Below are 12,793 nucleotides of genomic sequence, written 5' to 3' on the forward strand. Positions count from 1 at the left end.
ATCGTCTCCCAGAGCGGGTCTCACGCCATGATGTCTTCAATCACGCGCGAGGGCTGGGTGACGTTTGACAATCGTTGCGGCAACCCTTGATGCATGTAGGTCAATCGCTTGTGGTCGATCCCCAGCAGATGCAACAGCGTCGCGTGCAGGTCATGCGGCGAGACTTTGTTCTCGATGGCCTCGTAGCCGATCTCGTCCGTTTCGCCATACGAGATCCCGGGTTTGATTCCGCCGCCGGCCATCCACATCGTGAACGCACCGGGATTGTGATCGCGGCCGACAAATCGCATCTCGCGGCCGCCACGGTTTTCCCGCATCGGTGTGCGACCGAATTCGCCGCCCCAAACCACCAACGTGTCTTCGAGCAACCCGCGCTGACCGAGATCATTCAACAGTGCCGCGATCGGGCGATCGACCTCTTCGCAGCGGGTCTTGAAACCGCCGTTGAGGGCTTCGCTTTCGGCCGCACCGTGGGAATCCCAACCCCAGTGAAACAGCTGGATGAAACGCACACCACGCTCGGCCAAGCGTCGGGCGAGCAGACAATTGTTGGCAAACGATTCCTTGCCCGGCTCGGTGCCGTACAGGGCGTGCGTGGCCTTGTCTTCCTGTCGCAAATCAAACGCTTCGGTCGCATGGGTTTGCATCCGAAACGCCATCTCGTATTGGGAGATTCGTGTCAACACTTCCGGATCACCGGTTTCGTTGAACGTTTGCTGATTGATCCTTCCGATCGCGTCCAAGGCGCGGCGTCGCTGTTGCAGCGAAACGCCTTCGGGGTTGGACAGATACAGCACCGGGTCACCCTTGGACCGACACTGAACTCCCTGGTAAACCGAGGGTAAAAAACCGGACCCCCAAACGCTCTTTCCGGCCGACGGCGTCTTGCCGCCTGAGACCAGCACGATGAAGCCCGGCAAGTTTTCGCTTTCGCTGCCCAGACCATACATGGTCCACGCACCGAACGACGCACTGCCTAGATTCTGGTTTCCTGTGTGCAGCAGCAGTTGGGCCGGTCCATGGTTGAACTGGCTGGTGTGCATCGATTTGACGAAACAAACCCGATCGACGACCGATTGAAATTCCGGCATGCGATCGGAGACCCAGGCACCGCTTTGGCCGCATTGTTGAAACGGATACTGCGGCCCCAGCATCTTTGGAACACCTTGGATGAAGGCGAAACGCTTGCCCTCTAAGAAACTGGCGGGACAATCCTGGCCATCAAGCTTTTGCAGTTCCGGCTTGTAATCGAACAATTCTAGTTGGCTGGGTGAACCGGCCATGTGCAGAAAAATGACCCGCTTGGCCCGTGGCGAAAAGTGCGGAATCGATTGCCCGGCATCGGCGGCGTCCGATTGCGTGCCGTCCGGGTCGGCGGCAACCGATCGTTCGCCCAACCAGACCCCGGCGAGCCCCATCGAGCAGTTTCTTAGAAAATGCTTCCGCGTCTGCAGTCGTGCGAATTCTTCTTGAACCTGGTCGTGAATACTTTTCATTTCGTTACCGCTCGATCCAAATTCAGAATGGTGTTGGCGACGATCGCCAGGGCGTCGAGGGCGATCCCCCCGCGGGCGGCGTCACCCGATGGGTCTTCCCGCAAATCGTGATACAGTTGCGTCAATTCATCGATTTCAAGTTGGCCGGGCGGCCGCTGTGTCACCGCCCAGTACATCCACTCGATCGCATCCGCAACGTCCGCCGAGTCATCAGCGGCGGACAGTTCCGTCGCGCGAGTTGCCAGTGCCCGCCCACATTCGACGTAGACGGGATCGTTCAACGTGACCAGCGCTTGCAACGGTGTGTTGGTCGCGATCCGCCGAGCCGAGCACAGATCGCGGGTCGGCGCATCGAACATCAAGAAACTGGGGTAGGGACTGGTGCGTCGCCAATACGTGTAGAGCGCCCGTCGATACCGGTCGGCTCCTTCAGGAGTCTTCCACTGCGCGCCGCTGTAAACGGTTTGCCAAACACCATCGGGTTGCGGGGGCATGACCGACGGCCCACCGAGACGATTTTCCAACAGCCCCGCGACCGACAACGCTTGATCACGAATCATCTCCGCCGTCAACCGTGTTCGCGGACCGCGCGCCAGCAACCGGTTGCGCGGGTCGTGCTCGCGCAGCGATTCCGGCGCCGCGCTGGTCTGACGATACACAGACGACAGCACGAGTTCTCGCAACAGCGGTTTCAGTTGCCAACGGTGTTGTTCACGTAGACGCAACGCGAGATGGTCCAACAGTTCGCGATCCGCCGGTTGTGTTCCACTGGATCCGAAATCTTCCAAGGTCTCGACCAAGCCGATCCCAAACAGCTGCGCCCAGATACGATTGACCCAGACCCGGGCGGCCAACGGGTTGTCGCGCGAAACGATCCAGCGGGCAAAGTCCAACCGGTTGCGAACCGTTTGCTCGGTGTCAAAAACGGTGGGGATTCCCGGCGGGATCTCTTCGCCACGATCGAGCCAATTGCCGCGAATGAATTGACGTGTCGCCCGGCCGACCGCGGCTTGGCGTTGCTGCATCACCGGCAGGTCCGCGCCACGCACTTTCGCGGCCGCTTGCTTCGCTTGCTCCAATGCTTCGGTCGCGTCGGCAAGTGCCTTCGATGCGATCAACTCCGTCCAAGCCGCTTCGTCGCAGACCTGCCAACGAAAATGGCGGATCGGCGTCGCCAGATTACCGGCAACGCTGTTGGATTGCAGCATCTCCAGCCGCAGCACTGCACCGGGGCCGAACGCTTCGGGCACCAGACGATCACGGAGCACAAAGACGGCCCAACGGGGACGATACAGTTTTGGATAACCGCCGACGCCGGCGGCGTCCTTGTCCAGACTCGATCGCGGGTCTTCCGGACCGGTCAGTGCATCGGCGAAGACATCGGCGATCGGCACCGGAATCACGGTCCCGTCCGCCTTCTCCACGGACAGTTTCAACTGACTCAAGACCGAGCCTTGTTCGGGCCAGTTGGCGGGGTTGTCCGAGGCGGGCAGGATTTCAATTCGCAGAGCGGTCAATGGCGGCGCGTCGGCCTGGACCGTGTAACGAACCCCCGGCGGGAACGTGCCGCCGGCGGTGCGGACGCGATCGTCCTCGATCCGCAAGGCGCCTTCGGTACTCGAGGCGTTCGACGGGACCAGCGGACTCCAAGCAACCTTCCCGGCAAGCTCGCTGCCCAGTTGATTGCGTTCATCACGCCGCCGCTGGTAGGTCCGTTGGACTTCGACCGCCGCCGCAAGACGTGCCGGATCGTCGGGGATTTTCAGTGTCGGATAGTCCGAGGGCAAATCGGCATCCAGCGTGTCATTCATGATCGCCATGCAGGCGTAATATTCTTCGTGCTTGAACGCGTCGTAGGGGTGAGAATGGCACTGCACACACCCAAACGTTGTCGCCTGCCAAACGGTCCAAGTGGTGTTGATCCGGTCGATCAATGCCGCGACGCGAAACTCTTCGTCGTCCGTGCCGCCTTCGGTGTTGGTCTGCGTGTTGCGGTGAAACGCGGTCGCAATCAGGTCGTCCGGCGTGGGCTGCTCCAGCAGGTCACCGGCCAGCTGACGGATGGTGAATTCGTCATACGGCATGTCGTCATTGAAAGCCCGAATCAACCAATCGCGATACGGCCACATGTCTCGATGCGGGTCTTTCTCAAACCCTTTCGAATCGGCATAGCGTGCCAAGTCCATCCAGACCGATGCCCATCGTTCTCCGAATCGCTCGCTGCCGAGCAACCGGTCGACTTCGCGCACATAAACCTGCTCCCGTGACGAAGCGTCAACGGCTCGATTCAGTTCGGTCCTGAACGATGCGATACGATCCATCGACGGCGGCAAACCGATCAGGTCAAACGACACACGCCGCAGCCATTCCTCTGGATCGGCTTCGGGTGATGGAGACAGCCCTTGGCTTTTCAGTCGCTCGAGCACCCGTCCATCCAGCGGTTGCCGGGGCCAATTCGACCCGTCGCTTCCGGCCGCGATCGTGGCCGGCTGAAGCGGTTCCAACGACCACAGTCCGCCCCATTTAGCACCTTCGCGAATCCATCGCTCGAGCAATTCGATCTCGCCCGGCGACAAGGGATCGGGATGCTCATGGGGCGGCGGCATCCGCTCATCGGGATCGTCAGACTTGACCCGCTCGATCAAGATCGACGCGTCGGGATCACCGGGCTCGATCACCCATCCGTCCGGCGGCAACACTTTGTCGGCGTACACGAACGACAGGTCACCGGCTTGTTTCACCCCGCCGTGACAAGACGTGCAGTGCTGCGTCAGAATCGGACGGATCTGTTTGTTGAAATCGATCGGACGCTCGGCCTGGACCACGTCGCTGCCGCAACTGAAGCCGACGAGCAGAAAAATTCCAATCAGCCAGTGGATCCGGTCATCTTTCCGATGGGGATTCGCGATCCGGTCCGACAGCAGTGACTTTGCGACTGGGCGCATCCCGCCTAGTAAGCCACCCTCCCGGCGGGCAATGGTGCCTGCAAAACGATTGCGTGTCAGATTTGGCCTGAGCGGACGCCTTCGGCCAAGGGCCGTTGACATCCATAGCCTTGGGCATCGCCCAAGGTACGCAAGCGTAAACGAGAGGAGTTGGCCAACGGCCATAAATAATTGGCTCGTCAACGGCGAATGTTGTGCATGGCCGTTGGCCAAATCCGACTCTGTTTGGATCTTTTCCCTGGGGCGGCGCCACCTCGCAAGTGCTCGGTTGGCTTGCCCCAGGCTACGGATATGCATGCCCCTTGGGCAAAAGGCAACTTGCGTAAACACCCGTGCGTGGCACGAAGGTCGAGCGAAGCGGGGGGAGGTCGAACTGAACATCGCCGATGCACGTCCGGGCACCTGCATGCGACGTAGAACGCTAGCAGCTTGGAACACGCGAATCGCCGGAGGGTGTGAAAGGGACAAGGGCATGACTTAGCTGTTCAGAATCGTGTCGATGACGCGTCCGTGCACGTCGGTCAAACGGAAATCACGTCCCGAATAACGGTAGGTCAAACGTTTGTGATTGAAACCTAATTGATGCAAGACGGTGGCGTGAAAATCAGGCATCGTGACTTTGTTTTCCGTCACCGCCATCGCCAGTTCGTCGGTCGCTCCGTAGGTCATTCCCCCACGCACGCCGCCACCGGCCATCCACACGGTGTAACCATCGATGTGATGATCGCGGCCGACTTTGGTCGGATCCTTGACCTGCTGGACCGTCGGCGTGCGGCCCATTTCGCCACCCCAGATGACCAGCGTTTCGTCCAGCATTCCACGTTGCTTTAGATCCGTCAACAACGCGGCGATCGGCTGATCCGATTCCTTTGCCAAACGCGTGATGTTTCGTACGATCGAACCGTGGTTGTCCCACGGTTGGCCACCGCCGTGGTAGCACTGGATGTAGCGTACACCGCGTTCGGCCAGGCGTCTCGCGTACAGCATGTTGCGGCCCTGAGTCGTCTCGCCGTACAGCTCGCGAATGTGCGCCGGTTCTTGCGACAAGTCAAAGGCATCCGTTCCGGCACTTTGCATCCGGAACGCCAACTCCATCGTGTGAATGCGACTCTCCAATCGCTCGTCTCCCGGTCGCTGTGCCGCGTGTCGCTGGTTCAAGAATTGGGTCAGCGCCAATTGGGCCCGCTGCGACCCGGGGCGAACATCATCACGCGTCAGGTTGGCGACGATCTGTTTGCCGGTATTTTCCGTGTCGATGTGCGTTCCCTGATAAACGCCCGGCATGAACGCACTGGTCCAGTTGCGCGACTGTGCGGTCGGCAACCCGCGGGGACACAAAACGACGAACCCTGGCAATTCATCGCTTTCGTTGCCCAAACCGTACAACAACCACGAACCGAGACTGGGTCGCGGCAGGGTGGCGTGTCCGCAATTGGTCAACAGCAACCCGGGCGTGTGATTGGCGATTTCGCCTTGCATGCTGCGAATGACACACAGATCATCGGCGTGCCGGGCGACATTGGGAAACAGCTCGCTGACCTCCAATCCGCACTCGCCGTAGCGTTTGAATTGGAATGGGGAGCCGAACAGGTTGCCAGCGCGGTTGCGTTGGGTCGGTTGCAACTGTTTCTTGACTGAATCAGGAAGCGGCTTGCCGTCGAGCCGGTTGAGTTCGGGTTTGCGGTCAAACGTGTCCATCTGGGACGGACCGCCGTTCATGAACAAGTGGATGACGCGTTTGACCCGAGCCGGAAAGTGCGGCGATTGCTGGCTCAACGGCGACTCTTCGGGCGCCCTGCCGGCTTCGGCCGGTTCGTGCAACAGGCTGGCCAGTGCGATCGACCCGAGACTGGTCGACTGCAACAACTGACGACGTGAAACGAAAGGGTTCATGTTGCTAGTCCACATACTGAAATTCGTTGCTCATCAACAACGCCTGGGCGACGAGCGGCCACGGCGAAACGATGAAGCGTGTTTGTGGCCGGTCCGGTTTTTGAAATCGCTGTTGAAATTCGACCAATTTCAAAGTTCTGGAAACTTCCGCGGCGACCGGTTCGCGTCCCAAGATCGTCCGAAACAGAAACTCCACCTTGGCCTCGTCACCCTCGATCCGCGTCAACGCGTCAGCCGATGCGATCGCGGCGGCCTGGTCGATCACCAGCGGCGAGTTCATGAGGAACAATGCTTGTTGGGCGACGATGCTTTCGCCCCGCGCGGGTTGCGTTTGCACGGGAGCCGGGAAGTCAAAGGCCCTGAGCGTGGGATCCAAATTGAAGCGATTGATGAATCCGTAGATCGCGCGACGACGGGTGTAGTCGTCGCCCCAGAGTCGCTCGGGGTGACCGCCAATCCGACGGTCCAATCGGCCGGCGACCAGCAACATGCTGTCTCGAATCACTTCGATGGTCAGATGTTTTCGATTGGCCCGCCACAGCCATCGGTTCTCGGGATCCACCACGGCCGCAGTCTCGCGCGTTCGACTGGATTGCTGATAGGTCTGTGACATCACGATCCGTCGCACCAGATGTTTGACCGACCAGTCGTGGCGAATGAAGTCATCGGCCAACCAGTCCAACAATCGGGGGTGCGTCGGCGGAGCCCCTTGCAATCCGAAATCCGATGGCGTGTCCACCAGATGCGAACCGATCAGGTATCCCCAAACGCGGTTGACGAACACACGGGCGGTAAGCGGATTGTCCGGCGAGGCGATCTTGTCGGCCAATTGCAATCGGCCGCTGTTGGTCTCGGGAAACGCGTGCTGCTGCGGATCCAGGATCTTCAGAAATCGACGGGGGACCGCCTCGCCGCGTGCGGCAGCATCGCCCCGGACGAAGACAAACGATTCCGGTGGCTGCTTCCGCTCGGCAACCACCATCGCCCGCTCCGGGGCACCGGGGTGAAACGTGAGCAACTCGGCCAATTCCGTCTCACGAATCTTCTGCGCGATGGGCCGATTGTTGTTTTTCGCCTTCTTGCCCGCAGCCCCGTTGATCTTGGCTTCGATGGCCGATCGCTTCTTGGCAAAGTCGGCGGATTGGGATGGTGTCGGCTGGTACGATGTCAACACCGGCTGCTTCGTTTCGTCCAACGGATTGACCCGAGCGACTGCGGCAAACACGCCTCGCAACGAATAGTAGTCCGCCGTCGGCACGGGTTCGAACTTGTGATCGTGACAGCGCGCACAGGCCACCGTGATGCCCATCAGACCACGCGTGGTCACATCGATCCAATCATCCAACGCTTCGTTTTGCGCCCGGCTGGAATACGGGCCCGATGCATAAAAGCCGAGTGCCGCCATTTCCGGTGCATCCCCCGCGAAACCCATCAGGTCCGCCGCAATCTGCTCTTTCAGAAATTGATCATAAGGCTTGTCGTTATTGAGCGAACGCACGACGTAGTCGCGATAGGAAAACGCGAACGGGTGGTAATGCGGCGTGCGTGTGTCGGGACGATAGTTATTGTCGGTGTCGGCATAGCGAACGACGTCCAACCACAAACGTCCGAGATGTTGTCCGAACTCGGGTGATTCGATCAGTTGGTCGATCAACCGCGGCGTCGCGCCGTCGGGATCCACTTCCGTCGCTTCCTGAAACGCGGTGACTTGCTCAAACGTCGGCGGCAACCCCGTCAGATCACAGTACAAGCGACGCGTCAAGGTCGTGGCGTCGGCGGGAGGAGAAGGCGTCAGCTGGGCGCTAGACAACGCATCGAGCACGAAACAATCAATCGCGTTTTCACCCCAACGCTCGTGCTCGGTATCGATCGCCCCCGGTGACGGGATCTCGACCGGGCGAACCGGCTGAAAGGCCCAATGGTTTTCCGCTTGATCAAACAAGTAGTCCTGGTCGCCCAAACGCGAGAACTCGGTCTCGCCCATGTCATCGGCCGGCCCATGCGCACCACGTCGGACCCACTGCTCGAACAACGCAATCGCTTCGTCATCGAGTCGCTGCTCCGGCGGCATCTGCAGATCATCGTTGTCATAGCGAATCGCGGTGATCAGCAAAGACGTATCGGGTTCGCCGGGAACCACGGCCTTGCTCGTGTCACCACCCTCGATCCACCCCGATCGCCGATCCAGTAGCAAACCGCCCTGCTGCTCACCGGCCTCTTCACTGTGGCACTCGTAGCAGTGCTCGACCAACAACGGGCGGATCTTTTGTTCAAAGAATCTTAGTTCGTCGGCCGAATCATTCGTCCGACGCTCTTCGGCACGCAGAGATCCCGTGCCGCAGGGCATCAGAGCACCCGCAACCAGTCCGGCGAGAACGGTCAAGCGCAAGAGGGCGTGGCGATGGAAACAAGCTTGCATCGACGGGGCAGCGGTTGGAATGGCGAAGAATTCACCGTGGCGGGGGACCGCTCTGCGGCCACCACCATTGTGATCGAGTCGGAAACCGCTGTCCAGGCAAGATCGCGGGTGGTGCAATCACGGCTCACCAGCGGGCGGAAGAACATTAGGATACGATAAGCCCCCAGCATGCTGATCAAACAACCCGAAAACTCTCCTCCAGTCGCCCCCATGAACCGACACCAACCACGACTCGTTGCCCGCAGTCTTAGCCTGTGTCTGCTGCTCTTTTCACCGTTCCTAGCGTCGCTGCGTGCGGAGCCATTGGCGGCGGAATTGGCTGGTGATTGGTCGCTGCAGCTTGATTCCGGTCTGCCGGCCTGGATGAGTGTCCAAGAACGTGACGGCCGACCGTTGGTCTTCTTGCGGTTGTACGTCGGCTCGGCCGGTCCCTATCAGAACGTCGAACAATCCGACGGACGGCTGAAGTTCGCGATCAGGAAGAACAAGAACACAAAATCAACGACCACCGTGGACGTCGGCATGGTCGACGGAAAACTCGACGGCCTGATCTTGCGACAGTCTCCCGATGGCTCGATCCAGCGTGAGCGGTTTACCGGAAAGAAGATTCCGCCGATGCCCACCGTCGCACCCGATTTGTCCAAGGTCCGGTTCGGTCATCCGATCGCGTTATTCAACGGCAAGGATCTGACCGGATGGACGGTTCATGAACCCGAAAAGAAGAATGGCTGGAGTGTCGAAGAGGGCGTGCTCAAGAACACGACTCCCAAGACCGACTTCAGTGCCACCGGTGACTATGCGAACCTGAAAACCGAAGCGGTGTTCGAAGACTTTTGGTTGCATATCGAGTTTCTTGTCGAAACGCAACGCAACAGCGGCATCTACCTGCGCGGGATGTACGAGGCGCAAGTGGTCGATCGAGACTCTCGGATGCAAGGCTTGCAGGGCGTGGGCGCGATCTTTGGCATGATCGAACCCGCGTTCAATGCGGGCAAACCGGGCGGCCAGTGGCAGAGCTATGACATCACGCTGGTCGACCGTCACGTCACCGTGGTCTTGAACGGCGAAAAAGTCATCGACAACCAACCCGTCACCGGGCCGACCGCGGGCGCCGTCCACACCAACCCCACTGAACCGGGCCCGATCTACTTACAGGGCGACCACACCAACGTGTCCTATCGAGACATCTACCTGGCGCCGGTGATCAAGGATGCCCCTTGAGCAGAATGAAAAGAGAATCGATGACGGAAAACGCTGTGTATCGGCTTTCGATCGATCCGTCGTCCATTTTTTTGCCCCTGATCTTTCAGCCACCTCGGCCAAATGTCGGCAGACCGCGTGCGTCAGCTTTCCTTCGTTTTCTTGAAGCGTCCCAACGGGGACTCGACGACACGAAAGGCGTTCAACTGGACGCCTTCGTCGGCCAGGCGTTCGGCTTGGACGCTGGGGTTGCAGGGCGGCAGGTGGCCGTCGCTGTAGACGACGCGCCACCAGGGCAGGGTGTCCATCGATTGGGAAAGCATTCGTCCGGCGGCGCGTGATGCCTGCGGACGGCCGGCCGCGGCAGCGATGTCCGCGAAACTGACGACCTCGCCGGGACGCAAATTCGTGACCGCGTTGGCCATCTGCTGCTGAAATTCAGTTAGCATAGGAGGTTCGGTTCCCAACCCTTGAAACGTCCCAACACCTGGTAGGCCCCACCGTGAAACGTCGTGACTTTGTCGCCGCCAATCTGCTCGCCGCCGCCGGCGCGGCATTCGCCCCCCGACTCCTGATGAGCGACGATGACACGGCAAGTGGCGGCCGCATTCGACAATCCATCATGGGCTGGTGCTTCAACCCGATGGACATGCTGAAACTGGCCGTCGAGTGCAAACGCATCGGCTTGGAAGCCATGGAGGGTATCAATTCAAAGCTCTACGACCAAGTCACCGCGATGGGACTGAATATCTCTTTGGTCGGCAGCCACGGGTTTGCCACCGGGCCGCTGGACCGAGACAATCACGCCGAAGTCGAACAGAAGCTGCGTGACGGAATCGATCTGGCGGTCAAATACGGCGCCCCCAACGTCATCACCTTCACCGGGATGCAAAAGCAAGGCATCAGCGACGCGGCCGCCCGCAAGAACTGTTTGGACTGTTGGAAACGCGTCATCCCCTATGCCGAAGAAAAAGGGATCGGTTTGGTCCTGGAGCATTTAAACAGCAAGGCGCACCTCAACCCCGACGGCAGCGTCCATCCGATGAAGGGACACCCGGGATACTGGGGCGACGACATCCACTTGTGCGCCGAACTGGTCAATGAAGTCGGCAGCGAAAAATTTAAACTGCTCTACGACATCTACCACGTTCAAATCATGAACGGTGATCTGATCGCGAACCTGGAAAAATACCAGTCGATCATCGGCCACTACCACACCGCCGGCAATCCGGGACGCCGCGAATTGGACGGCCGCAACGAAATCAATTACCCGGCCGTCATGCGCGCCATCAAGGCCACCGGGTACCGCGGCTACGTCGCCCAGGAATTCATTCCCACCAGCGAGGATCCGATCCGCTCGCTCGAAGAAGCTTACGCCGTCTGTGACGTCTAGCGAGAACGGTTGAGCCACTGGGTCAGAATGCCGCCGGATCGTTTTCGCGACGGTGGGGCGGCTTGACGGGACGAAGTGACGCCGGCGGAAGGTTCACCGACGGAAAGATCACTGGCCGACGGTTTACTGGCCGACGGTTTACTGGCCGACGGTTCACTGGCCGCACGCTCGCTGGGCAGCCGTGTCGAAACGGATTTGTTCTGTGACGACGTGCGACCGGACGTCAACCTTCTGGACCAGCCGACGAATTTTTCGGCCAACGAGGGCTTGGGACTGCTGGCATCCAGTTCCGGTTCTGACGGTTCAGGTTGTGGTGAACTGGCCGCCATCAGTTCCTCCACCTCCAACGCCACTCGGCCGTCGCTGTTCACGCGGTCCTTCATCGCGACCTCCATTGCGGCCGCACCTGCCCGTGGCGTGACGCCTTGACCGAGCACTTCCAATGACCTTGCGATCGCATCGGCCTCGGCCGAGCTCGTCGGCGACGGCAAGGCCGGCACGGCGTCGCCCACCGGGTTGGACGTGTCTTCGATCAAGTGACCGCTGTCGATCGCCCCGAATTGTTCGCGGAACGAACTGGTCATGCCCGGCGTGTGGAGTCCGAGGGGTTGTCCCTGCGGAAGCACCAGGTCGGTGGAAAAACGGCCCAGCGGCGGATAGTCCATCGCGTGTCCCGACGTCGAAGGCGGATCCAGATGCGAGCCGATTTGATCGATCGCCAAGCTGCCGAATCCGCTATTGATCGCGGTTCCCAGCAGCGCCGGTTCTGGATTGGCCTGGACCGACAGAACATCCACTGCGGCATCCAACTCGGCGACCGGCCGGGCTGGCAGGGCGTTCTGGCTATCGACAACCGCTTCGTCGGCCGAGGACTGCGAATCGGTCGTCGGCATCACCAACGGATAATCTTCGACTCGGAAGCGACGAAGTTTGGGTGGCGCGTCGACGACCAACGGATTGGTCAAAGGCTCGCCACGGCCGGCATCCAGACGCAGAGGATGAGTTTGCGGATTGCGGGTTCGCTGCACAATCGCAGCCGATCGGGCAACGGGAAGTTTGTCGGTTATACCGGTCGTCCCGGTCTCGCCCAGTTCGGCAAAACGAGACGTGTCCTCGCCATCCTCAACGGGGACGGGGGCGACACGAATCGGAGACGTCGTTCGGATCAACTTCGGTAGCTCGCTCCCGTCTGCCGGCACCACACCGGTGGAAAGCACACACAGAGCCGCGGCAAGTTTTGCGACCGATTTGCCGCGACGATTGCTGATTGACATCTCACGCTTCCTTGCTTGACTGCCGACGAGCGAACCATCCTTGGATCGCCCATTGCTGCTCCATTGGCTTCGACGAGTCACCACCACGAGCAAGAATCGAACCGGCGCATGCCCGGCAAAATCGAAACCCCACCGCCGTCCAACACCGTCAACCGGTTAGACACGGACGAACA

At 60.1% G+C, this 12,793-nt stretch carries 8 protein-coding genes; 2 read left to right on the top strand and 6 right to left on the bottom strand.

Annotated features, from left to right (window positions below):
* Positions 1 to 20: 20 nt before the first annotated feature.
* The 4 genes from TBK1r_RS19410 to TBK1r_RS19425 form a co-directional block, all read right to left on the bottom strand.
* Entirely contained in the window at positions 21 to 1,496 is a 1,476-nt protein-coding gene (locus TBK1r_RS19410) for a DUF1501 domain-containing protein (protein ID WP_145214243.1), read from the bottom strand.
* Positions 1,493 to 4,441, bottom strand: a complete 2,949-nt coding sequence (locus TBK1r_RS19415; protein WP_145214246.1) for a PSD1 and planctomycete cytochrome C domain-containing protein — start codon at positions 4,439 to 4,441, stop codon at positions 1,493 to 1,495. The genes TBK1r_RS19410 and TBK1r_RS19415 overlap by 4 nt, the downstream gene beginning before the upstream one ends.
* Before the next feature lie 477 nt (positions 4,442 to 4,918).
* Positions 4,919 to 6,334 (bottom strand): DUF1501 domain-containing protein, encoded by a 1,416-nt coding sequence (locus TBK1r_RS19420; protein WP_419580160.1) that lies wholly within the window; start codon positions 6,332 to 6,334, stop codon positions 4,919 to 4,921.
* Positions 6,335 to 6,338: 4 nt separating this feature from the next.
* Positions 6,339 to 8,681 (bottom strand): PSD1 and planctomycete cytochrome C domain-containing protein, encoded by a 2,343-nt coding sequence (locus tag TBK1r_RS19425; RefSeq protein WP_419580161.1) that lies wholly within the window; start codon positions 8,679 to 8,681, stop codon positions 6,339 to 6,341.
* Between the two features lie 282 nt (positions 8,682 to 8,963).
* Between TBK1r_RS19425 and TBK1r_RS19430 the strand changes: the two genes are divergently transcribed.
* Positions 8,964 to 9,974, top strand: a complete 1,011-nt coding sequence (locus TBK1r_RS19430) for a 3-keto-disaccharide hydrolase (protein ID WP_145214254.1) — start codon at positions 8,964 to 8,966, stop codon at positions 9,972 to 9,974.
* A 122-nt stretch (positions 9,975 to 10,096) separates the two neighbouring features.
* Here TBK1r_RS19430 and TBK1r_RS19435 read toward each other — a convergent pair whose 3' ends face one another.
* Positions 10,097 to 10,402: an MGMT family protein gene (locus TBK1r_RS19435; RefSeq protein ID WP_419580162.1), complete on the bottom strand. Its 306-nt coding sequence runs from the start codon at positions 10,400 to 10,402 to the stop codon at positions 10,097 to 10,099.
* Positions 10,403 to 10,455: 53 nt separating this feature from the next.
* On the opposite strand from TBK1r_RS19435, the gene TBK1r_RS19440 reads away from it, so the two are divergent.
* Positions 10,456 to 11,346 (top strand): TIM barrel protein, encoded by an 891-nt coding sequence (locus tag TBK1r_RS19440; RefSeq protein ID WP_419580163.1) that lies wholly within the window; start codon positions 10,456 to 10,458, stop codon positions 11,344 to 11,346.
* Here TBK1r_RS19440 and TBK1r_RS19445 read toward each other — a convergent pair.
* Positions 11,343 to 12,620: a hypothetical protein gene (locus TBK1r_RS19445; RefSeq protein WP_145214260.1), complete on the bottom strand. Its 1,278-nt coding sequence runs from the start codon at positions 12,618 to 12,620 to the stop codon at positions 11,343 to 11,345. The genes TBK1r_RS19440 and TBK1r_RS19445 overlap by 4 nt on opposite strands.
* Between the last annotated feature and the right edge of the window lie 173 nt (positions 12,621 to 12,793).

The organism is Stieleria magnilauensis, assembly GCA_007753675.1.
In the GTDB taxonomy this organism is placed as follows: Bacteria; Planctomycetota; Planctomycetia; order Pirellulales; family Pirellulaceae; genus Stieleria; species Stieleria magnilauensis.

Coding starts and splice junctions, on each gene's coding strand:
- TBK1r_RS19425 (WP_419580161.1), bottom strand. CDS start 8,681: ATGCCCTGCGGCACGGGATCTCTGCGTGCCGAAGAGCGTCGGACGAAT.
- TBK1r_RS19435 (WP_419580162.1), bottom strand. CDS start 10,402: ATGCTAACTGAATTTCAGCAGCAGATGGCCAACGCGGTCACGAATTTG.
- TBK1r_RS19445 (WP_145214260.1), bottom strand. CDS start 12,620: ATGTCAATCAGCAATCGTCGCGGCAAATCGGTCGCAAAACTTGCCGCG.
- TBK1r_RS19420 (WP_419580160.1), bottom strand. CDS start 6,334: ATGAACCCTTTCGTTTCACGTCGTCAGTTGTTGCAGTCGACCAGTCTC.
- TBK1r_RS19410 (WP_145214243.1), bottom strand. CDS start 1,496: ATGAAAAGTATTCACGACCAGGTTCAAGAAGAATTCGCACGACTGCAG.
- TBK1r_RS19430 (WP_145214254.1), top strand. CDS start 8,964: ATGAACCGACACCAACCACGACTCGTTGCCCGCAGTCTTAGCCTGTGT.
- TBK1r_RS19415 (WP_145214246.1), bottom strand. CDS start 4,441: ATGCGCCCAGTCGCAAAGTCACTGCTGTCGGACCGGATCGCGAATCCC.